The 22,830-nt window shown below is 34.2% G+C and carries 20 protein-coding genes, 1 tRNA gene and 1 rRNA gene; 11 read left to right on the plus strand and 11 right to left on the minus strand.

Going from position 1 to position 22,830, the window contains the following annotated elements; all coding sequences use genetic code 11:
* Positions 1 to 13 precede the first annotated feature (13 nt).
* Together rrf and GON26_RS07835 are read left to right on the plus strand one after the other, a co-directional pair.
* Positions 14 to 123: ribosomal RNA gene (gene rrf, locus GON26_RS07830) — 5S ribosomal RNA — on the plus strand.
* Between the two features lie 286 nt (positions 124 to 409).
* Entirely contained in the window at positions 410 to 1,078 is a 669-nt protein-coding gene (locus GON26_RS07835; RefSeq protein ID WP_160374283.1) for an HAD family hydrolase, read from the plus strand.
* 84 nt (positions 1,079 to 1,162) lie between these two features.
* Here GON26_RS07835 and GON26_RS07840 read toward each other — a convergent pair whose 3' ends face one another.
* The 3 genes from GON26_RS07840 to GON26_RS07850 form a co-directional block, all read right to left on the minus strand.
* Positions 1,163 to 1,819 (minus strand): 3-keto-disaccharide hydrolase, encoded by a 657-nt coding sequence (locus GON26_RS07840; protein WP_160374284.1) that lies wholly within the window; start codon positions 1,817 to 1,819, stop codon positions 1,163 to 1,165.
* A 119-nt stretch (positions 1,820 to 1,938) separates the two neighbouring features.
* A complete protein-coding gene (locus GON26_RS07845) occupies positions 1,939 to 2,361 on the minus strand; it encodes a hypothetical protein (RefSeq protein ID WP_160374285.1) in 423 nt (140 codons plus the stop codon).
* Positions 2,362 to 2,532: 171 nt separating this feature from the next.
* Positions 2,533 to 2,614: transfer RNA gene (locus GON26_RS07850), tRNA-Leu, on the minus strand.
* Between the two features lie 157 nt (positions 2,615 to 2,771).
* On the opposite strand from GON26_RS07850, the gene GON26_RS07855 reads away from it, so the two are divergent.
* From GON26_RS07855 to GON26_RS07870, 4 genes are all read left to right on the plus strand, one after another.
* A complete protein-coding gene (locus GON26_RS07855) occupies positions 2,772 to 4,160 on the plus strand; it encodes a dipeptidase (RefSeq protein ID WP_160374286.1) in 1,389 nt (462 codons plus the stop codon).
* A 304-nt stretch (positions 4,161 to 4,464) separates the two neighbouring features.
* Positions 4,465 to 4,887 (plus strand): toxin-antitoxin system YwqK family antitoxin, encoded by a 423-nt coding sequence (locus GON26_RS07860; RefSeq protein WP_160374287.1) that lies wholly within the window; start codon positions 4,465 to 4,467, stop codon positions 4,885 to 4,887.
* Positions 4,888 to 5,031: 144 nt separating this feature from the next.
* Complete coding sequence (locus tag GON26_RS07865; protein WP_155074790.1) at positions 5,032 to 5,403, plus strand: BlaI/MecI/CopY family transcriptional regulator; 372 nt, start codon at positions 5,032 to 5,034, stop codon at positions 5,401 to 5,403.
* Complete coding sequence (locus GON26_RS07870; RefSeq protein ID WP_230407907.1) at positions 5,400 to 6,620, plus strand: M56 family metallopeptidase; 1,221 nt, start codon at positions 5,400 to 5,402, stop codon at positions 6,618 to 6,620. Before GON26_RS07865 ends, GON26_RS07870 begins: the two co-directional genes overlap by 4 nt.
* Positions 6,621 to 6,708: 88 nt before the next feature.
* On the opposite strand, the gene GON26_RS07875 is transcribed toward GON26_RS07870, so the two are convergent.
* Positions 6,709 to 8,073 (minus strand): saccharopine dehydrogenase family protein, encoded by a 1,365-nt coding sequence (locus GON26_RS07875; RefSeq protein WP_160374288.1) that lies wholly within the window; start codon positions 8,071 to 8,073, stop codon positions 6,709 to 6,711.
* A gap of 171 nt (positions 8,074 to 8,244) precedes the next feature.
* Between GON26_RS07875 and GON26_RS07880 the strand changes: the two genes are divergently transcribed.
* Both GON26_RS07880 and pckA read left to right on the plus strand, forming a co-directional pair.
* A complete protein-coding gene (locus GON26_RS07880) occupies positions 8,245 to 8,640 on the plus strand; it encodes a DUF423 domain-containing protein (RefSeq protein ID WP_202110853.1) in 396 nt (131 codons plus the stop codon).
* Between the two features lie 203 nt (positions 8,641 to 8,843).
* Positions 8,844 to 10,448 carry a phosphoenolpyruvate carboxykinase (ATP) gene (pckA, locus tag GON26_RS07885; protein ID WP_160374289.1) on the plus strand — a complete coding sequence of 535 codons (1,605 nt, stop codon included), beginning with the start codon at positions 8,844 to 8,846 and terminating at the stop codon, positions 10,446 to 10,448.
* 139 nt (positions 10,449 to 10,587) lie between these two features.
* On the opposite strand, the gene GON26_RS07890 is transcribed toward pckA, so the two are convergent.
* Entirely contained in the window at positions 10,588 to 11,643 is a 1,056-nt protein-coding gene (locus tag GON26_RS07890; RefSeq protein WP_160374290.1) for a phytase, read from the minus strand.
* Between the two features lie 72 nt (positions 11,644 to 11,715).
* Positions 11,716 to 14,526 carry a TonB-dependent receptor gene (locus tag GON26_RS07895; RefSeq protein ID WP_160374291.1) on the minus strand — a complete coding sequence of 937 codons (2,811 nt, stop codon included), beginning with the start codon at positions 14,524 to 14,526 and terminating at the stop codon, positions 11,716 to 11,718.
* A 233-nt stretch (positions 14,527 to 14,759) separates the two neighbouring features.
* On the opposite strand from GON26_RS07895, the gene GON26_RS07900 reads away from it, so the two are divergent.
* The gene (locus GON26_RS07900; RefSeq protein ID WP_160374292.1) at positions 14,760 to 15,860 is read left to right on the plus strand and encodes a DUF4407 domain-containing protein; all 1,101 of its coding nucleotides are present in this window, start codon (positions 14,760 to 14,762) and stop codon (positions 15,858 to 15,860) included.
* 71 nt (positions 15,861 to 15,931) lie between these two features.
* Here the strand turns inward: GON26_RS07900 and GON26_RS07905 are convergent, their stop codons facing one another.
* The gene (locus GON26_RS07905; protein WP_160374293.1) at positions 15,932 to 16,987 is read right to left on the minus strand and encodes a helix-turn-helix domain-containing protein; all 1,056 of its coding nucleotides are present in this window, start codon (positions 16,985 to 16,987) and stop codon (positions 15,932 to 15,934) included.
* Positions 16,988 to 17,125: 138 nt separating this feature from the next.
* On the opposite strand from GON26_RS07905, the gene GON26_RS07910 reads away from it, so the two are divergent.
* Positions 17,126 to 19,393, plus strand: a complete 2,268-nt coding sequence (locus GON26_RS07910; protein WP_160374294.1) for a TonB-dependent receptor — start codon at positions 17,126 to 17,128, stop codon at positions 19,391 to 19,393.
* A 20-nt stretch (positions 19,394 to 19,413) separates the two neighbouring features.
* On the plus strand, positions 19,414 to 20,814 hold the full coding sequence (locus GON26_RS07915; RefSeq protein ID WP_160374295.1) for a hypothetical protein: 1,401 nt from the start codon (positions 19,414 to 19,416) through the stop codon (positions 20,812 to 20,814).
* Positions 20,815 to 20,917: 103 nt separating this feature from the next.
* On the opposite strand, the gene GON26_RS07920 is transcribed toward GON26_RS07915, so the two are convergent.
* From GON26_RS07920 to GON26_RS07935, 4 genes are all read right to left on the minus strand, one after another.
* Positions 20,918 to 21,631, minus strand: coding sequence for a PH domain-containing protein (locus tag GON26_RS07920; protein WP_160374296.1), 714 nt, complete (start codon positions 21,629 to 21,631; stop codon positions 20,918 to 20,920).
* A 71-nt stretch (positions 21,632 to 21,702) separates the two neighbouring features.
* Positions 21,703 to 22,074: an MmcQ/YjbR family DNA-binding protein gene (locus tag GON26_RS07925; RefSeq protein ID WP_160374297.1), complete on the minus strand. Its 372-nt coding sequence runs from the start codon at positions 22,072 to 22,074 to the stop codon at positions 21,703 to 21,705.
* Complete coding sequence (locus GON26_RS07930; RefSeq protein WP_160374298.1) at positions 22,071 to 22,433, minus strand: DUF4260 domain-containing protein; 363 nt, start codon at positions 22,431 to 22,433, stop codon at positions 22,071 to 22,073. Before GON26_RS07930 ends, GON26_RS07925 begins: the two co-directional genes overlap by 4 nt.
* Positions 22,430 to 22,828, minus strand: a complete 399-nt coding sequence (locus GON26_RS07935; protein WP_160374676.1) for a GNAT family N-acetyltransferase — start codon at positions 22,826 to 22,828, stop codon at positions 22,430 to 22,432. The genes GON26_RS07930 and GON26_RS07935 overlap by 4 nt, the downstream gene beginning before the upstream one ends.
* Positions 22,829 to 22,830: the final 2 nt, after the last annotated feature.

Consider the following 22,830-nt stretch of genomic DNA (forward strand, 5'->3'; position numbering starts at 1 on the left):
TGCAAAACGACCTTAAGGTGGTTATTGCGGCGGGGCTCACCTCTTCCCATCCCGAACAGAGTAGTTAAGCCCGCCTGCGCAGATGGTACTGCAGTTATGTGGGAGAGTATGTCGTCGCCTTTCTTTTAAGAATCCTCATCATGAATTTGATGGGGATTTTTTGTTTTATAACATGAACGGGGTTTTGCCACGAAGGCACTAAGACACTAAGAATTATGGGGAACTCTAAAGTTCAAATCCAAAATCACAAATCCCAAAATCCAAACGCATCTGTCAGATAAAGCTTGAAGTTTCCAACTTCTGACTTCCAGCTTCCAACTTCCAATTTCTAACTCAAAAAACCTTTGTGAGTCTTTGTGAAATAAAGCTGTATTGCCTTATCTTGCAATCTATAAAAACAAAATATATAATGAAACAGCAATGTGTTATTTTTGATATGGATGGCGTGATCTGTCACACTAATCCGCATCATGCAAAAGCTTTCGAAGCGTTTTTCGATAAATATGAAATTACTCATTCGGCACAAGAGTTTGAAGAGCATATGTACGGAAAACATAATGGGTATATCATGACGCACTTCTTTAAGCGGCCAATTACCGGAGAAGAACTTACAAAGCTCGAAGACGAAAAAGAAGGGATGTTTCGTGAGGTTTATAAAAATAAAGTCGAAACTATTCCGTATTATTTGGAATTTTTAAGCGAATTGAAAACTCGTGGTTTTAAAACTGCTGTTGCGACATCTGCACCGCGCGCCAATCTTGATTTGATTATAAATGCCTTAAATATCGCTGAGAAAATGGATTCTATGATGTCGAGCGAGGATGTACAATTTCATAAACCCAATCCCGAAGTATATCTAGAGTCTGCAGAGCGTGTAGGTGTTGTTCCTTCTGACTGTATTGTTTTCGAAGATTCATTTTCGGGCGTTACAGCTGGATTAAACGCAGGAATGAAAGTGGTTGGTGTTTTGAGCTCTCATACAAAAGAACAATTGCCTCCGTGTGATTTTTATATTAATGATTACAGCGAAGTAAATGTGGATAAGATAATTGAGTTATTAAATTCCAATACAAAGTAATAAACATACTAAGTTTCCGCCACGAATTCACGAATTTTTAAATTAATTCGTGAATTCGTGGCGGAAAAAAAACGCTGCCGAAAATTATTCTTCGTTAATTCCCTTTATCGTAATATTCCTGAAATCGATTGGCGAGCGCTCATAATTCAAAGAAATTTTGCCTTCAGTCGAAGAAGCATCTGTGCATTGATTTACTACTTTTCCGTTTAAAATTTGCGTAATCATTCCTTTGAAAGATATAATAACAACAGAATTCCATTCGCCATACCGATTTTCGTTGTCTAAAAACTTAGGCGAAACTACACTTACGCCAGCTTCAATTAATTTTCCGTTTACTATTGCGGTTACCTGATCCAGGAAAATAAAATCACCAGTAGTATTTTCTTTTATCTGAAACTGAATTCCTTTTGGCCAGATTCTATCAGAGGCGTCTAAAGGAATATTATACATTAGACCACTGTTTTTTGTGCTGTTTGTTTTGTATTGTTCTTCAAGATTCCATCGGTATTCTAAGGTGAGTTCAAAATTTTTATAGCTTTTTTTGGTCATCAAACAACTATTTTCATTTCCGTGCATGCGAATCATTCCGTCTTTAAACTCATAAATAGCTGATGGCTGCTGTTGTGCGGTATTTGTTTTAGTAAAAGCATACCAATCGTTCGTTTCAAAGCTTTTTAGCTGAACGGCACAGGAACTTAGAATAAAAAGGACAATAATGGCAAAACTTGATTTTTTGAGCATTTGTAAAAGCTTAATCGAATTAAATTGACCGGATTGAGGATTTTAAAAATAAAAATAGAGGTAAATATTAAAAATAGATTTTTATGTTTTTTATTGAATTTTTTGCTTCCTTTAAGGTTTTAATTTTCTTCCCAGAACATTTTTTCATTATGATTTACTAAATATAGACAAGTAATGCCCTCTTCATTTATTTGTTTTTTCAAGTCAAAAATGTACGATCCTTTAGATTTTGTATTTCTACCTGTGCCACACCAACTCCAGTTCAGTTGAGTTATTTTTTTACCATTTAATAGCCCGCTAAGTTGCTCGTAAGGGGATGAATCATCAAAATTGAATTTCTTATAATCAATATATTCTGTCGAACTACCATTTTTCAGTGGTCCAATTAAAGTTCCTGCAATTACCAAAGAGTCAATTTGTTCTCCAGTTTTATTTATAAACTTCACATGTAAGTTTCTTAAATTCATGAAGCTAGTCATGGCGATTATGCTTAGTATTAGAATAATAAATAATTCAATTTTCCTTTCTTTTGATAATTCCATCTCTTTGCTAAGATTTTTGTTGAAAGTAAATGTATGAATTATTATAGTTCATTTTTGAGAAGTCTTGAAAATATAAAATGAACTTATATCACTTATATGGTTTAGAAGATAATTTCGGCGAAAGCCCCAAAACAAAAAAGCTCCTGAGTTATCTCAGAAGCTTTTTTTCAGTGCGGATAATAGGACTCGAACCTACACGCCTTGCGGCACCAGATCCTAAGTCTGGCATGTCTACCAATTTCACCATATCCGCTCAATTAATTCACTAAACTCTTATTTTAATAAGGTGTTCATTGAACTGGTGTTTGTGGGTGCAAAGATAATCATAACTTCGAATTTTCAAAGCATTTTATGAAAAAAATATTTATTCTCTTTTTTGTACTTTTGAATTTCTATAAAAAATCATTTAAATGGATAACATAAAAGCATACGTTCAACAACATAAAGATCGCTTTATCAATGAGTTGATCGAATTATTAAAAATTCCGTCGGTAAGTGCTGATACCGCTTATTCGCAGGATGTAATTGATACTGCAGACGCAGTAAAAGAAAGTTTATCAAAAGCAGGCTGTGATTTAGTCGAAATTTGCGATACTCCAGGGTATCCTATCATTTACGGAGAGAAAATTATCGACCCTAATCTGCCAACCGTGCTGGTATATGGTCATTATGATGTGCAGCCGCCGGATCCAATGGAATTATGGACATCTCCTCCGTTTGAACCGGTTATTAAAACTACCGAAATTCACCCTGATGGAGCAATCTTTGCCCGTGGAGCCTGCGATGACAAGGGTCAGATGTACATGCACGTAAAAGCTTTAGAATATATGGTGCAAAGCAATACGTTGCCGTGTAACGTAAAATTTATGATAGAAGGCGAAGAAGAAGTAGGGTCAGCAAGTTTAGCATGGTTTGTAGAACGCAATCAGGAAAAACTTAAAAATGATGTAATCTTAATTTCGGATACCGGAATGATTTCAAATCAACAGCCATCGATCACAACAGGATTGAGAGGTTTGAGTTATGTCGAAGTAGAAGTTACAGGACCCAATCGTGATTTACATTCCGGTTTATACGGTGGGGCGGTTGCTAATCCGATAAATGTTTTGGCAAAAATGATTGCCTCTCTTCATGACGAGAACAATCATATTACGATTCCCGGATTTTATGATAAAGTCGAAGAATTATCGCTGGAGGAAAGAGCCGAAATGGCAAAAGCTCCTTTTAGTTTAGAAAAATATAAAAAAGCATTAGACTTAAATGATGTTTACGGCGAAAAAGGCTATGTAACGAACGAACGCAACTCAATTCGTCCTACGTTAGACGTAAACGGAATTTGGGGCGGATATCAAGGCGAAGGTGCCAAAACCGTTATTGCAAGCAAAGCTTTTGCAAAAATATCGATGCGATTGGTGCCAAATCAGGATTGGGAAGAAATCACAGAATTGTTTACCAAACATTTTACCAATATCGCGCCGGCAGGAGTTACCGTAAAAGTTTCGCCGCACCACGGAGGCCAAGGTTACGTAACACCAATCGACAGTATTGGTTACAAAGCGGCCAATAAAGCCTATACTGAAACTTTTGGCGTTCCAGCAATTCCGGTTCGTTCCGGAGGCAGTATTCCAATTGTGGCTTTATTCGAAAAAGAATTAAAGAGCAAAACTATTTTAATGGGCTTTGGTCTGGATAGCGATGCCATTCACTCTCCAAACGAGCATTTCGGAATCTTCAATTACCTGAAAGGAATCGAAACAATTCCGTTGTTTTACAAATATTTTGTGGAGCTTTCTAAATAGTTTTTTGCTACAAAGGCACTAGGATGCAAAGTTTTTTAAGTTTGAATTGTACTAAAATAACTTTCAATGATATAAAATCCGTTCAGCAATGAGCGGATTTTTTTTTGGGCGTTCCCCGCAGAAAAAGCGGGTCGGGCTTTCCGTTTCAAGTCCTCGCTTCGTCGTTCCTCCTTGCTGTGGGCTTTCCACTTCAATCCCTAACGCACACCCGATCAACGAGAAAGTTTATTTTTTTCTTGCAAGTATAATTTTTTATTCTACATTTGTAGAGTAGAGTCTATGAATGTAGAGCAAAAGAAAAATTATGCGTCAATTTATTATACTATTTTTTTGCGGAATCCTGCTTTTAGGATGTAAAAGTAAATCCATCAATCAAAAAATAGATAAAAAAAGAGAAGGTGTCTGGATAGACGCTTACACTCAGGATAGTATTGTTTATAAATCAATCGAACATTACAAGAAGGATCTGCCGGTTAAAAAATGGAAATCGTACATCAACGGAAAAATTTATAAAACCGAAAAATACAAAAACGGAATCTGCACCGTAAAATATTATTACGAAAACGGAAAATTACAATCCAAAGGAAAAACAAGAATCGATGTTAGTGCCGCAGAAACACATTGGTTCTATTTTGGAGATTGGAAATTTTATTCGGATAAAGGAAAATTAACTGAAATTAAAAAGTACAATAACGGCGAATTGATTTCGGAACAAAAAATAAAATAGACCACAGGTTATTCGGATTAAACAGATTTCTAAAAAACAAACAAACATTAGTCGCACAGGAAAAATCATTAAAATCATTTTATCCCGATAGCTATCGGGAGTGGCAAAAAACTCAGAATCTTAGTAACTCAGAACCTTAAAAAAATGCAACTATCAAACTCAGAAGAACAATTAATGGAACATCTTTGGAAGCTTGAAAAAGCTTTTATGAAAGATTTACTCGAAGCTTATCCGGAGCCAAAACCAGCAACAACAACTGTTGCAACTTTGCTAAAGCGGATGATAGACAAGAAATTTGTTGCCTATAACGAATTTGGAAACTCTCGCGAATATTACCCTTTAGTCAAAAAAACGGCTTATTTCTCGAAACACGTAAACGGACTGATAAGTAATTTTTTTAATAATTCGGCGTCGCAATTTGCTTCTTTTTTTACCACCGAAACGAATTTATCAACTTCGGAATTAGAAGAACTTAAAAAAATAATTGACAGTCAAATTCAAAAAAAGAAAAAATGATCGTATATCTTTTAAAATCAGGAATACTGCTTTTTATATTATTAGCAGTTTATAAGTTATGGCTTGAAAAAGAGAAAATGTTTTGGTTTAATCGATTCTATTTGCTTTTAAGTTTAATGTTTAGTTTGTTAATTCCGTTTAACTTTTTTTTGTTTCAAAGAAAACTCCCGAGCGCTATTAATGGCTTTCACCTGGATGGAATTATAATTACAAATAAAAATAAAATAGAACCAGTTTTTGAAAATTATAATTTGACAAATTTGATTTTAGGAATTTATTTTATTGTTGGAATAATATTGATTACTCGCTTTTTTTGGAATTTGTACACTATTTATATTGAAATAAAGAATCATGAAAAAAAAGTTATCAATAACAGAAGAGTCGTTTTGCTTACAAAATCTAGTTTACCGCATTCATTTTGGAGTATTATTTTTATTAATAAAGAGGAATTCGAAAACGGTAAAATTTCATCTGAATTGATAGCGCATGAAGAAGCTCATTTACATCAAAAGCATACTCTGGATGTATTGCTTATAGAAGTGTTACAGCTTATTTTTTGGTTTAATCCGATATTTATTCTTTACAAAAAAGCTATAAAACTTAATCATGAGTTTCTTGCTGATGATGTGGTGAATAAGCAATTTAATGCTGTATCAGATTATCAGAAGCTTCTTTTGAATTTTGCCTCAAATAAAAGGAGTATTGCTCTAGCGAGTAATATAAATTACTTAATAACTAAAAAACGTTTTATTATGATGACTAAGAGAAAATCTATGCCCATTGTGGTTTTAAAATCTGTTGTAGTGTTGAATATGTTTGTTTTCTTATTTTTAGTTTTCACTACAAAGAATCTGGCACAGGATAAGAATTCTAAATTAAATGTAAGTGGTTTTGAAATAAGCTACGATACAACAAGTGTAAAAGAGCCTGTTTATCCTGGCGGAATGGGAGCTTTTTATATGTTTGTTGGCCAAAACTTCAAAATGCCTGCGGAAGCAACAAAAAACAAAATTGAGACAAAAATTTTAATGCAGTTTATGGTGGAGAAAGACGGAAGCTTATCCGAATTTAAAACTATTAAAGATGCAGGTTACGGGCTAGGCGAGGAAGCCATTCGTGTCCTGAAACTTTCGCCTAAATGGAATCCCGCAACTCAGGATGGAAACCCCGTTCGTGTTCTTTATAGTTTGCCTATAACGATTCAAAGTCAGAAATAAAAAAAAATCCGCTTCTGTTTGATCAGAAGCGGATAAAATTAAAAACTAAAAAAAAATTCCAAAATAAAATTAAAAAAAAAGTTGCAGACTAAAATAAGTCCGGATTATATCCAAAATAAGGCATTTTCTGTTCGTTAAATACGACTCCGTATTCCTCTAATTCTTTTAAGATAGGCAAATACACTTCTTTGTTTATAGGGAGCTGTACGCCGGGAGTGGTGATTTTTTTATTCAAAATCAATAAAGTTGCCATAGCTACAGGTAGTCCTACCGTTTTTGCCATTGCCGTATAAGTCTGGTCGTCGCCAATGCAAACCATTTTTGAATCGATTTGTAATTTTTCTCCATTAAGTTCATACCCAAATTTGTGGTACATTACAATCATATCTTTGTCATCAGGCTGGAGTGTCCAGCTGTCTGAAAGAATTTTTTCTAATATTTGTGCCGGGGTTGCATTAGGTAAATTCACTTTTTTGTCCGGATTGAATAAATCCAGTTCCAAAAGTTTATCCCACATAATATCGTCCTGATCTATTTTTAGCAATAGACGTGTTTTTATTTCGGCAGAATCTGTTGGGTGATACGGTAAAAAAGAGTTTATAAATTGTCGGTAACTCATGTTTTCTGAACCTTCCATGATGTAGCTGTCATCAGTCATCCCCAATTGCACGAACATATTCCATGCTTTCGAAAAACCAACTCTTCTGATGGTTCCTCTGTATAACGTAAGAATATCATCTAAACCATAAATGGATCGGTATTTAAGAGAATCCCGATTCGAATACGCTTCGAATTTTCCGTAACCTTCTACTTCCAGAAATTCAGTTCTTCTAAACAAAGCGCCATACGGAATGTATTTGTATGTGCCTTCCTGAATAAATTTTGCCGCTCCGCCTTGTCCTGCTAAAACCACATTTCGGGGCGCCCAGGTAAATTTATAATTCCACAAATTAGTATCAGATTCCGGAGCAACAAGTCCGCCGCAAAAAGATTCAAAAAGAAGCATATTACCTCCTTTGGCTCTGATTTCATCAATTACTTTCATGGCGCTCATGTGATCAATTCCGGGGTCGAGACCAATTTCGTTCATGAAAATCAAATTGTTTTCTTTGGCTTCCTCATTAAGTGCCTGCATAGCATCACTTATATAAGAGGCAGTAACGAGATGTTTTCTAAACTGCAAACAGTCTTTTGCAATTTCGATATGCAAATGAGCCGGTAACATCGAGATTACAATAGAAGCATCTTTAATTGCAGCTTTTCTGTTCTCTACATTAAAAATATCCAACACTATTGCAGAAGCATTAGGGTGATTTTTTATTTTCTTTTCGGCTAAAGCCAAAGATAAATCAGCGACCACCAGATGGAGGTTTTCACTTTCTGATTTGCTCAATAAATAAGCAATTAGTGAAGAGGCTGATCTACCAGCTCCGATAATTAAAATCCGTCTCATATTTTAAATATATAACACAAACATACAAAAATGTTATAAATACAACAATTTTATTATTGTAAAAATAGCATCTTTTTGTTTAATATTATAAAAACAAAAAATAGATACAGGGTTTATAGTGTTATAAATTTTACCTTTGCAAACCTTATATTCTATATTAAAAAAGACAAAATGAAAAAAATAAGACGAAGAATAATTTTGACAGCATTACTTTTAGGAGCATTAGCAATTGTTTTGAGCGCATTTGGAGCACATCTTTTAAAACCATATTTAACAACGGAGCAAATTGGGGTTTTTGAAACAGGTGCCCGTTATCAAATGTATCATGTTTTCTTTTTATTCTTTTTATCGACACGAAAAGAACTTTCGATTAAAACAATGAAATTAATTTACGATTTGACCATTTTTGGAATTCTGTTATTTTCAGGTTCACTTTATTTATTATCTACAAATCAGCTCACTATTTTCGATTTTAGAATTATAGGATTCGCAACACCTTTAGGCGGAATATTATTAATTATAGCCTGGAGCTATCTATTTTTTACTATTTTGAGGCAAAAATCATAAAATACCGAATAAAAAATTCTATCTAAAAATTAATCTTTAATTTTGTCCTATAAATAACATATAGTCTTACTAATGTGTGTTTTTGCTGTTTTTTATTGATTTTGATAAAAAATATAACAAACTCATATTGTTTAAGTTTTAAAATTTAAAAAAGTAAGATTGTATTTGTGCACTAAATACATAACATACACAACAACAAATTTATGGACACTAACACACTTTTCTCGCAATCGATTTCGCTGAAAGAATTAGGAATTGAAAATGCAACAGTTCGCTACCAATTATCTGCTGATGAATTGCATGCGATTACGTTGCAATCAGGTCAAGGTGTTGAGAACTCTACAGGAGCACTAGCAATTAATACAGGTGAATTTACAGGACGTTCTCCTCAGGATCGTTTTATTGTAAAAGATAGTATAACAGAGGATAAAGTTTGGTGGGGAAATGTAAATATTCCTTTTGACCCGGAAGCTTTCGAAAAATTATATAATAAAGTAACACAGTTTTTATCTAATAAAGAAGTTTTTGTTCGCGATTCTTATGTTTGCTCTGATGCAAATTATAGATTAAATGTTCGTGTGGTTACTGAAACGGCTTGGTCTAATTTGTTTTGCTACAATATGTTCCTGCGACCAGAAGAATCTGAATTAGCAAATTTTACACCAGAATGGACCGTAGTTTGCGCGCCAAGTTTCATGGCAGATCCAGCAGTTGATGGAACACGTCAGTCTAATTTTGCTATTTTGGATTTTACTAAAAAAGTAGCGCTTATTGGAGGAACGGGTTATACAGGAGAAATGAAAAAAGGAATTTTCTCTGCTTTGAACTTTATTTTACCAGTTTTCGAAAACACATTACCCATGCACTGTAGCGCCAATGTTGGTGAAGCAGGAGATACTGCCATTTTCTTCGGATTATCAGGAACAGGAAAAACAACGTTATCAGCAGATCCGGACCGTAAATTAATTGGAGACGATGAACATGGCTGGACGAATGAAAATACTGTTTTTAATTTCGAAGGCGGTTGTTATGCTAAGGTTATTAATTTGACAGAAGAAAACGAACCAGACATTTTTAGAGCAATCAAAAAAGGAGCACTTTTAGAAAATGTGGTTTTCAAAACAGGAACAAATGAAGTTGATTATCAGGATGTTTCTATCACTCAAAATACACGTGTGAGTTACCCAATTACACATATTGATAATATTCAGCCAGGATCAATCGGACACAATCCAAAAAATATATTTTTCCTTACAGCAGATTCTTTCGGAATTTTGCCTCCAATCTCAAAACTGACTCCAGGTCAGGCAGCGTACCATTTTATCTCAGGATATACGGCAAAAGTTGCAGGAACAGAAGCAGGAGTTACAGAACCACAACCTAATTTTTCGGCTTGTTTTGGAGCACCATTTATGCCATTGCACCCAACACGTTACGCAGAAATGCTAACTAAAAAAATGAAAGATGCCGATGTAAAAGTCTGGTTAATCAACACGGGCTGGACAGGTGGAGCTTACGGAACCGGAAGCCGTATGAAACTAAAATATACCCGCGCTATGATTACCGCTGCTCTTAACGGAGAGTTGGATAATGTTGCGTTTGAAAATCATAAAGTTTTTGGTATTGCTAAGCCGCAAAGTTGTCCTAACGTACCAAGCGAAATTTTGAATCCTAGAAATACTTGGGAAAATCCTGAGTTGTACGATAAAAAAGCAATCGAATTAGCACAGAAATTTAAAGCTAATTTTGCCAAATTTGAAGAGTTTGCCAATGCCGAAATTTTGGCTGGAGCACCTATTACTGAATAAAAGCTTACTAATTCAAACTAGAAAAGGCCGTTCGTTATGAATGGCCTTTTTTTGTTTTAGAAGTTTCAAGTTTCAAGTTTCAAGTTTCAGGTTTCAGGTTTCAGGTTTCAGGTTCAACCTGAAACCTGAAACAAAACAACTATTTCTTCCCTTCATCAATTCGTTTCTGAAGTAAATCCCAGGTGTAATAATGAAATGTCATTCCGTTGCTCATAGCTACAAAAAGACCGTTTTTATAAGTTGGTCCTAAATTGATATTCGTTACATCGGCACCATCACATTCTACTGTCGAAGTTGGGATTTCTGCTAATAAAGGATATTCATTAGGATTGCCAGCAGCACCTTCTCTAGGATATACCATAAAAGTATTCGCTTGCTGATTCGAAACTAAAATGTAACCTGTAGTAGCTGTTTTTTTGTAAATGGCAATTCCTTCGTTATCGGCTTTGAAACCAGTTTTTCCAAAAAGAGCCATTTCTTTATTGTCGTTTAGAGCAGGATCGGCTTTGTATTTTCGGATTCCAAATTGTTCATCACAATAATAAATAAATCCTAATTCGTTATCGACAGCGATGGCTTCGATTTCTTTTTTTCCGCTGTAAGTTCCAAATTTACGGACTACTTTTGCAGTTGCAAATTTTCCAGAACCTGCAAGTTCATATTGCCATAAATAGGTTCCGGATGGTCCGGATTTTCTACCCACAACAGCAAAAATCTTTTTATCACTTGGGCGTGTGTACAAAGCAACTCCCATTGGGTCACGCATGGTTTCCCCTTCAAAAACTGGAATTCCGCCGTTGTCAATTGCTTTTAAATCAGGTAAACTGAAAATTCTAATTTTATTAGATTCTCTTTCAGTGGTAACCGCAACATCCACTTTTTTTCCGTCAACCAGTAAACCATAAGCAATATCAACATTGTTTGGTCGTTTTAAAACTTCTGATTTTGCAATAATTTTTCCTTTTAAATCAAAAGCATACAAACCGCCATCAGTATCCTTATCAGTTCCCACAATAATACTTTTTGATGGATCTGTTGGATGAATCCAAATAGAAGGATCGTCTGTATCGTGTGGCAAAGCTTCGGTTACTGCAGTTGGTTGTAATGCGTTTTCCTGAACAGGAGCTAGTTTGTCTTTACAAGCGGTAAACAAAACGCTTAAAAGAAAAATTACAATTATATTTTTATGTGTCATTTTGATTTTATTTTTAATGAAATTAGACAGAACCGTTTGATTCTGTCTAATTTAGGATTTTTAATGATTCGATTACAAGTCTAGTTTCAAACCAAAATTGTAACGTGCCTGATAATATTCTACTTGTTTCGTATTTGTTTCAACACCTTGGTAATAGCGTAATGGCTGATTAGTCAAATTGTTTGCTTCAGCAAAAAGACGCAATTTTGGTGTGATTTTGTACGAAGCATTCGCATCTAAGAAAAATTGTTTGTCATAGTAACTATCATTGTATGCTTCTGAACCTAATTCATCTAAATAGTCTGAAGCGAAGTTCGTCGAAATTCTAGCTGAGAAACGTTTGTTTTCCCAAGATAATGAACCATTAAACATGTGTGGTGTTGTGCCCGGAAGGCTGATGTCATTTCTTTCGTTTCCGTCTTCATCGGCAATTCCTTTTGCTTCAGATTTGGTATATGTATAATTTAAATAGATTCCGAAACCTTTCAGGAATTTACCTGGTAAGAAATCTAACTGACGCTGGAAGGCTACTTCAAAACCGTAAACAGCTACTTTCTCTCCGTTTCTTGATTGTACAAATTCCCAATTCTCTCCAACCGGAATAGGGTTTACCTGATTTGGGAAATCTGCTGCAAATTTCTCAGTTGTGTATTGACTATCGCTGTAGTTGTAAATAAAATCATTTAAATTTTTGTAGAAAACACCTCCTGAAATTAATCCAACTGATTTGAAATAATTCTCGACCATGAAATCATAGTTATAAGAATACGTAACATCAAGACCTGGATTACCAGCTGTAATGGCCATGTCCGAAGCGATATTGTTTACATAAGGAGCTAATGCGTAATAGTCCGGTCTGGCCAAAGCAGTTGTGGCAGCAGCTCTCAAAACTAAATCTTTTGTAGCATTGTACTGAAAAGAAATACTTGGCAATAAATTGGTATAAGAATTAGTATTGTTGATTTCGCCTTCTAATTCTTCTTCATCCAAAACACGGTTTCCAGTGTAATCAATATGGGTGTTTTCTAAACGGAAACCTAAAACCATAGATAATTTATCATTAAAATCCTGATCCCATCTTACATAAGCAGCATAAATATTTTCTTTTGCATTGTAATTCACCGCTAAATATTCAGATGGATCTGATTCTTTTTCGAATAAAGCAGCATTGTTCAAATCAAGATTTCCTAAAAAACTAGCCGAAGCAAAAGTTCCCGGAACATATTTACTTCCTGGATTGAAGTTTTTTCCATCAAAATAAGATGTTTCAATTTCAGATAATGAGCCCATTCCGTCATTGATTGGGTCATAAGAGTAGAAAATATTATTTCTTTCTTTTTCTTTCATTCTAAGTCTAAGACCTGTTCTGATTCTTCCTTTTTCTGAAGCAATAATAGTGAAAGGGAAACGGATATTTACTTTTGCACCAAATTCACTTTCGCTGGTATCATCTGTGTTTTCAGAAACCGAATCAAATTCTAAATCCTCTAATGATTCTCCAACAGAAGTAACCAATGGGAATTTGTTTTCCGAAAAATCCTGATTGATCACTAAACCTTCCTGACGGTATTCGATATAACGCTCACCCGGACGGTATTCTCTTGCCTTTGAGTAATTGGCTGACCAGTCTAAATCTAATTTTGAATGTATCAAATGTTCTCCACGAAGCGAATAGTTTTGAACTGTTTGGTCTTCGAGACGTCTGTTTTTATTACGGCTATTATCTAGACCACCTTTTGTTTCGCGTTTTACACGACCTTCAAAACCAGTAATGTTTTCACCATCATAAATGGCTTCGATATCATCGTAAGTAGTTCTGAAACGGTTTTCTCTATCGTCTCTCCAGTTGTAAATAGCATTAGCAAAAATGGTATTGTTTTCGTCAAATTTATAATCTAAAGCAACAGAACCACTGCGACGGATACGCTGTACATCATATTTTCTAACTTCAGAAGCCTGTAAAAATTCGTTTCCAAATTCATCTTTTACCCATTCGTTTTCGATGTTATCAGAACCGTAATCTACATTGTTATAAGAACCACTAAAAACAGCTCCTAATTTATTGTCAAGAAAGCGGTTTCCGTAAACAAAACCTGCTGTATAACTTGCGTTTTCACGTATTGGTAAATAACCTCCAGCAAGCGTTGCAGAGATTCTTTCGCCGTTTGGAGTTGCTCTGGTAATCAAATTTACAGAACCACCAATTGCATCAGCATCCATGTCTGATGTTAAGGTTTTATTTACTTCTATAGTCGAAATCATATCTGATGGAATCAAATCCATTTGTACATTTCTGTTATCTCCTTCGGCAGATGGAATTCTATCTCCATTTAAAGTTACAGAGTTCAACGACGGAGCCAAACCTCTAATAATTATGTTTCTGGCTTCACCCTGGTCATTTTGCATGGTAATTCCGGGAACACGTTTTAAGGCATCACCCACATTGGCATCCGGAAAACGACCCATTTGGTCAGATGAAATCACGTTTCCGATGTTTTTATTATTTTTTTGTTGGTTTAATGCTTTCGCCTGACCTTTTAAAATGTCTCCAACAACAACTTCGTTCAGTTCAGTTCCAGAAGTTTTAAGTGCAAAATCAATTACATTGTTTTTTCCTTGTTCAACTGTTATTTCCTGGGTAATTGCTTCGTATCCGATGTATTTTACCTGTACCTGATAAGTACCGGGATTAATACTAAGAAGTTCGAAACGTCCGTTGTAGTCTGAAACGGTGTATTTGTTTTCGCCCACAATTTGAACCATGGCTCCTGGCAACGGCAGTTTGTCGTCGGCATCAAGTATTTTTCCTGATATTATTGCTTTTTGTGCATAACCGGTTAGGGTTAATAAAAAGAGTGTTACTACTAAATAAAAGTTTTTCATTTGTTTTTGGTTTGATTTTGGTGCGAAACTATAACCTTAGTGTTATTATAATTTGCTGCAAAAATTAACAGATTGTTATGATTTAAGAGCGTTAGGAAAAATGTATTAATGTTTAAATAACATTTAAAATCATTGAAAATGAAATCGCAACCAAAAACAAATCAACTATTTACAGCATAATTAAAATTTTGGCGTTAAATTTGTAATTCAATCACAATCAAAAATCATCAATCATGTTAAAACAATTTTTTATTCTTTGTTCAGGAGCCGATAAGGATCTCTTGGAAGGTTGTTCAGAAGGTGAACAAACCAAATACGTTGGTATCGGAGCCACCGTTTTCTTTACTGCAGTTATGGCTTTCTTAGCCAGTGCTTATGCGCTTTTTACTGTTTTCGACTCTATTTATCCGGCTTTAATTTTTGGATTTGTATGGAGTTTACTCATTTTTAATTTAGACCGCTTTATTGTTTCGACCATTAAAAAGAGAGACAGTTTTATGGATGAATTTATTCAGGCGACACCCCGAATTGCATTAGCGATTATTATTGCAATCGTGATTTCTAAACCATTAGAGATTAAAATTTTCGAAAAAGAAATCAATACCGTTTTGCTGAAAGAAAAAAACGAAATGGAATTGGCGAATAAAAAACAAGTGGGCAATTATTTCAAATCGGACTTAGATAAAAATAAAGCCGAAATCACTTCTTTGAAAAATGATATTTTAAAGAAAGAAAAGGAAGTAAACGCTTTATATTCGACCTACATCACCGAAGCCGAAGGAACTGCCGGAACCAAGAAATTGGGTAAAGGTCCGGTATATAAAGAAAAGCGAGAAAAACACGATGCGGCATTACAAGATTTTGCTACGCTAAAAGCAGCTAACGAAGCTAAAATTGCCGAAAAAGAAAAAGCAGGAAAGCAATTGCAGGCCGATTTAGACAAAAAAGTAACCCAGACTCAACCCATCATTGAAGGTTTTGATGGATTAATGGCGCGTATCAATGCGCTGAACAAACTGCCGTGGCTGCCTTCATTTTTTATTATGTTGCTTTTTCTTGCCATCGAAACATCACCGATTATTGCTAAATTATTAGCACCAAAAGGAGAATACGATTTCAAACAGGAAGAATCTGAAACCGCTTTCAAAGCTACTTTGGCACAAAATAAATACCAGCGTGATCTATTGGTAAAAACAAGTGCTGAAATGCACGATAAAGTATATGCAGATATAGCAGAAGATAAAAACCTTTATGATTTGCAACGAAAAAATGCGACTGAGTTATTAGAGCTGCAATCGAATAGTTTTGTTGAAAAACAGAAAGCAACTTTATAACTATTATTAGGAAATAAAATTGTCCTCCGAAATATCAATAAAAAAGAAGCCTAACTGGCTTCTTTTTTTTATCACAAAAACTCAAAAAAAGGTAAGAGGTCAAAGAATTCTAAATACAAAAGATGCAATTTTGGACTCATAATTATTTTTCTAAAACTTACAGGAGTAAAACCATAAAATATCTTGAAAGCTGCTGAAAAATGTGACACATCCTTGTAACCACATTTATAAGCTACTTCGCTTACATTAGTAGTTTTGTTTTTAATGAGGTCTTTGGCATATTCCATTCGGAGTTTGGTGATATAGCTTTTTACCGTTGTTTTAAAACAAGCTTTGAATCCTTTTTTTAGTTTAAATTCATTAAGAGAAATTAATCTGGAAAGTTCAGCAAGCGTTGGGGCATTTGTAAAATTGGTATCAAGAATTTGTTTGGCCTCATGAAGTTTTTTCAGATCTTCCTGGTTAATAGAGGTCTGTTCTTGTGGTTTTTGTATCAAGGATTCTAACTGCAAGATCAAAAGTTCTTTTATTTTGGTTTCTAAGAACATTTTTTTCATAGCACCTTCGTATTGACAATTCACAATTTCATGAATAACCCATTGAATGCCGGGACTAAAGGAAACATATTTTGGAGTCAGGTAACCAGATTTTTTTTTAATAATATTGTTTGAGAAATTATGATGCAAATCCCAGTCCTCATTAATTAATTTGGCATAAAAATCTGGCGATAAAATAATTGAAATATAATTTATTTGCTCAAGTGAAGGTATTTTGAAAGTAGCATTGAAGTTGGTTGTATATAAAATATTATGAGTGTTTTCCTGGGTTATTTTATCGCTTTCGACATTGTTAACGTCGAATTCGATATTATTACAACAAATAAAATTCAGTATAATAGATTCTCCAGTTACTTTGAATTTTATAGTTTGCGGCTGCGAAAAATACATTTGAGTATTTGCAACAACAATTCCTTCACTTATTAAATTAGTACATTTTATAAAATCAAATTTGTCTTTTTTGATATTGACAATTTTTTCAACAAAATGACTTTTTTTGTTGTATAAATCTCCGGTTTTCAATAGAAAAATCGGTTTTTCGTGTTTTACCAGTTTTAATTTTATCTTCAAAATAATAATCCGCTTTTACAAAATAATAATCCGTTTTTCCCTATTTTTTTAATCTACACTAATGTTACTTTTGCAGCAAATTTATTTATAATCAGTCTAATTAAAAATAAATTACTGTTAAAAAATTAACTAAATATCATGTGTAACAAACATATTTTTTCTTTTCTATTCATTTTAATGGCACTGACTGCATTTTCACAAGAGAATGTGGTTAAAGAAAAAGACAATAAAACCGAAAAAAAGGAAAAAAAAGAAAAAGAAAATTCTGAAGCAGAAACGCTGGAAAATGTAGAAGTAAAAGGCACCTCAAAAAAGAAAAAATTAGAAACGTCTGGTTTTGCTGTATCTATTATCCAAACCAAAGAAGCATCATTGAGAAATCTTACGACCAATGAATTATTAGACAGATCAGTTGGTGTTAGGGTACGACAAAACGGAGGAATAGGTTCTAATGTAGAGTACAATCTGAATGGGATGTCCGGAAGTGCCGTTGGAATATTTATCGATGGGATAGAAGCTTCGACCTACGGTCAGTCTTTCAATTTAAATAATATACCACCCTCTATGATCGAGCAAATTGAGGTGTACAAAGGTATTTTGCCTTCGCATTTAACAGGTGATTATGTAGGTGGGGCGATTAACGTAGTATTAAAAAAAGGAGTGTCTCAAAATAGTGCAAATGCAGCAGTTTCTTATGGCTCATTTAATACTTTTCAATCGGATCTTGGTGTAACGTTTCGCGAAAAAAAATCAGGGTTATCGTTTAGAGGATCCGGTTTTTATACCTATACAGATAATAGTTTTGAAACCTGGGGGAGATCTACGACTTACGTAAATCATCTTCAACAAATCATCAGACCCTATCGGGCAAAAAGATTTAATAATACATATAAAAATATAGGTGGCCGTTTTGAAGTAGGTTTTACTGATACGAAATGGGCAGACCAATTTTTTATTGGATACAATGGTTCTAGTAACTATACCGAGATTCCACACGGGATAACAATGGCAGTGCCTTATGTAGGGCGATTTAATGAAACTAAAGCTCATGTATTTCTATTAAATTATAATAAGAAAGATTTCTTAACAAAAGATTTAGCTTTAAATATTAATGCAGTAAGAAGCGAACGTAGTACGTATTTGCAGGATACTGTTAGTTATGCTTACAACTGGGATGGTACCATTAGAGAAGTTGTTGAATTTGGCGAAAGAGTTCCGCTGCGAACAAACGGAGGGCAACAGGGGCCAAAAGTCATTACGAATACCGATAGAAAAATCATCAATACGCGTTCTAATTTGGGCTATATGATTGCTGATGGACATCGTCTTTCTCTAAATCATAAATTCGAAGCCACCGACAGAAAAGATGAGGATTTATTAAACCCATCCAGCAGAGATCTAGCTACTAATAGTGTTGTCTCTAAGCATATTATTTCTATGAATTATGAGGCAGAGACTTTCAACAAGAAATTAAGAACCAATATTTTAGGAAAATATACCACAAATCGTACTAGACAAACAAGATCAGAAATTGTTACAAATGATGGTGTAAACTCCATTGTAAAAACAGATGTTAACACTTCAGATAATAATTTTGGCTACGGCGCAACTTTGTCTTATAATGTAATCCCTAAACTTTTTATTATTACTTCTACAGAGAACTCTTATATTATGCCTACTGAAGGACAAATGTTTGGAGCTCCTGAAATTAATATTTTGCCTAACCAGCAATTAGAACCAGAGAAAAATGTAAACTACAATTTAGGCTTTCGTTGGGGTGCATTAGATTTTGCTAAACACAGAATTTCATTTTATGCGAATGTTTTTTGGCGAAATGGTTATAATAAAATTACACAACAAGTTGTAGATGTGTCAGAAATAGAAGATGAAGCTGATGCGGATATTCAAACAACACGTTATGTAAATCTAGGAAAAACACAATCTCGTGGTTTTGAAGCAGAAATTATCTATATCTACAATAATAGATTAAATGCTTCTTTGAATTTTTCCAAATTCAACAACTTATTTAAACAAGAATTAGACAATAATGGTAATCCCCATAGCTTTTTAGGACAGCAGGTACCTAACGAACCATATTTTACAGTTAATGCTAATTTTCAGTATAGGTTCAATGATGTTTTTCAGAAGAAATCGATACTTAATGCCTACTACAACACAGGGTATGTAGGTGAATATTATATAGTTTGGGGTCAGCCAGAATGGTCTTTAACTCCAAGTCAGTTTACACATGATTTGGGTGTGAGTTATCGTTTTCCTTCCCAAAAACTTGTGGCTAGTGTAGATGTAAAAAACCTGTTTGATGCAGAAATCTATGACAATTTTGCCATTCAAAAACCAGGAAGAGGAATCTATTTCAAATTGAATTACACATTTAGTAAATTTTAATAATCAAATTAATATATATCATGAAAAAAAAACTATTTAAAATAGCATTATTGAGTACCGTTATGGCTGCTTTTACATTAGGAAGCTGTAGCAATGACGACAACGATTCAGACCCGGTGGTAACACCACCAGTAGAAGAAGACACTCGTTGGATTACAGTAACAGGATCTTTTCCTGACGCAGGAGGAACTGCGGGTAATGGAGGAACGCGTGCTTACGCTATCACACCAGAAAATGCTGCAAACCCAGACTATGTTGTAGATCTTTTTAAAATGGATGGAGAGAAATATGTCGAAGGTTTTGCTTTAAAATCAAGCCGTACTGCCCGCGTTCAAGCTTCTGCAGATGGTAAATTTTTGTACAACATACAATATACAGGAACAGAAGGTGGTGTATTTAATAAATACAGTGTTTCAGGAGCAGGAAAATATGAAGAAGTTGGTTATGAACTAAACACGTCTGTTATTTTAGGAACTTCTCCTCGTTGGGTTAAAGCTGCAGAAGGTATTGGTGTTGGTGTTTCTTTTGGTGAAGCTTTAGAACCATATACAGGTTCAGCTCCTAATTATGTGTACCGTCATCCAAAAGGTAAAATTAAAATCGCAAACATAGACTTAAACAATACAGCGATTACGAATACTGGAAATATTGATGTAAATCTTGGAGCAGAATTAGAGGCACAAGGCTATCACGTATGGAGAGCCGATGTACCGGTATTAAATCAGGCTAAAGACAAACTATATATTGGTTTAGGTGTTAGAAGACATAATGTAAACGGTACTGTTACAACAAATGCAAATACTGGAGCTATCTCGGGCTGGGAGACTACTACCGAAAGAACTATAGGTACACTTACCTATGTGGTAGATTATCCGTCTTTGAAGAATCCAAAAATAATTACATCTTCAAAAGCAATTACAGACAATCTTTCTTATCGTACCATGACACAATACGTAGGTACTGATGGAAATATTTATCAGGCTGCAACTACTATGGGAAGTGGACACCAGATATTACGTATCAGTAAAACAACTAATGATTATGATAATGATTATGATTTTAGTTTAAATGCAGCTCTTGGTATTGATGATGCCGGAATTAGAGCGTGGACTTACATAAAAGACGGTGTTGGTGTGGTTTTATACACAAGAAAAAACACTGCAGGCGGTTATTTAGCATTAATAAATCTAAATGATAAAACAGCAGTTAAATTAACGACAGAAATTGAAACAGACGCTGCATTATCAACAACTTTAGGGCAGTTCCAAAACATTGGTCTTGTTGGAGACAATGTATATCTTCCTTTAACTCCTGCAGGAAAAGATGGTAATATTTACATTGTTGACTGGAAAGCTAAAACAATCAAAAAAGGAGCAAAATTAAAAGCTGCTTCTGGAAGTTTTTACTTAGGTGCTTATTAAGAAATAAAAAGCATGTAAAATGTAAAAAGTCTTAAGCTCTAATTAGAACTTAAGACTTTTTTATTTTTAGGATGTAAACCTTTTACCTCTCACCAATTACATTTTACATATAACTTAAAATCTCTTTTTTATAAGTGTCGTATTCTCCCTGAAGAATCAATCCGTTGTCAAGCAGTTTTTTGTAATTCTGTAATTTATCAAACAGTTCTTCTTTAGATAAGTCACTTAATTTTCGTTCTCCGGTAGAGGTTGGTGCTGGCTGAACAGGCTCGTAAGTTTCATAAGATGGAGTGGCTGCAGGAATGATTTCTGCAAAATTTGTTACTTCTTCAGTTTCTACTTCTTCAATTTCCTCATCAAAGTTATTTTCAGTATCGATTGGTTTTGCAGTTTCAAAAGCCGGGGCTTCAATTATTACTGGATTTTTAAACAATTCCAATTGCTCTTTTGCGTACGTATAGATTTTTCTGGCTTGAATCTTCGGAATATAATCGATAGAAATAGATAAATCAGTATTGGTATTAAATGAAAATTCAGAACCCAGAATATTTTCTTTCACAAAAGCGGCTGCGACATCATCCCAGGTATAATCTGTAAAATCCATTGATAATCCTAAATTTTTAGGTTTACAAATAATGATTCTTCGGTTCGTTAACACAATACTATCCGGAAAAACAGTAATCGCTGGCTTTTTTTGAACGGCGATATAGCCAATTTCTTCGTTTTTCATCAATAAATCATTCAGTTTCGAAGTGATTTTTTCGATGGCTTTCGGGTCTTGTTCTTCGTTCAGAAATTTTTTAAATTGTTCTTTCATGTTTTATAAGTTGCTAAGTTACAAAGTAACCGAGTTGCTAATTGTAATGTCTGTCTCTACAAATGTAATGCCTAATTTTCTAATTCGATAATTTCATTCTGAATTTTCTTTGTCAAACTTTTGAAAACCAAATCGTACGAATGATCGATCAATTCTTTTATAAAAGAAGTTGATAAATTTCCGTTTAAGGCAATGGTGTTCCAATGTACTTTGCTCATGTGATAGCCAGGTTTTATCTCGTCATATTCGGCTCTTAATTCCTGCGCACGTTCAGGATCACACTTTAAATTGACAGATGGTTCATTTTTTTCCCACTGTGATAAAGACGATAAAGCAAACATTTTTCCGCCCACTTTAAATACCAAAGTATCTTCATCAAAAGGAAAATGTTCCGAAACTCCTTTTTTCGACAGGCAATATTCGTAATAAGTTTCTAAATTCATACTGTATTGTTTTTTCCAATTTTACCTAAATGAGTATCCTGAAATCCTGTTTCATATTTTAATCCGTAACCAAACATTCTATCCATTGCAGCGTGTGAAAATAGAATAATTCCGGACAATTGCAAAATTTCAATTTTTAAATAACAGCCTAAAATATACAGGATAATGCCGATTCCCTTATGATGAAAAGCATTGTAGAAATAAGCACCACTTTTATTACCAAAGATATAACCCAGCATCGATAAATCTGGGGCTAAGATTAAAGCTAAAAACCACCACCATTCATAACTCAAAAGACTAAACAAATAGATGCCGAGTACAAATAAGCTTAATTCTTCTAGTTTAATAATTGTCTTCATAGTTTCTTCTCCATTAATTTCTCCGGATGTGCCAATGCCTTAAAACCAAATTTTTCATATAAAAAATGAGCATCTGTTGTGCCTAAACGCCAAAGTTGAATTTTTTGAAGCTGAGGTTCGTTCATCATTTTTTCAATTAAAATGGATGAATATCCTTTTCCGCGATGTTCTTCGGTTATAAAAACATCCATTACATAACCAAAAACCACATAATCTGTAATGACTCTCGCAAAGCCAATTTGTTGATCATTTAAATAAATTCCAAAGCAAACCGAAGCTTCAATAGCAATTTGTACTTCTTCGATCGTTCGCGGCGCTGCCCAATAAATATCTTTTAGAAAATTTTGTATAAACGGAACATCAAGTTTGTTTTTGTCGGTTGAAACCGTAATAATAT

This window comes from Flavobacterium hydrocarbonoxydans (assembly GCF_009789235.1).
GTDB classification, from domain to species: Bacteria; Bacteroidota; Bacteroidia; order Flavobacteriales; family Flavobacteriaceae; genus Flavobacterium; species Flavobacterium hydrocarbonoxydans.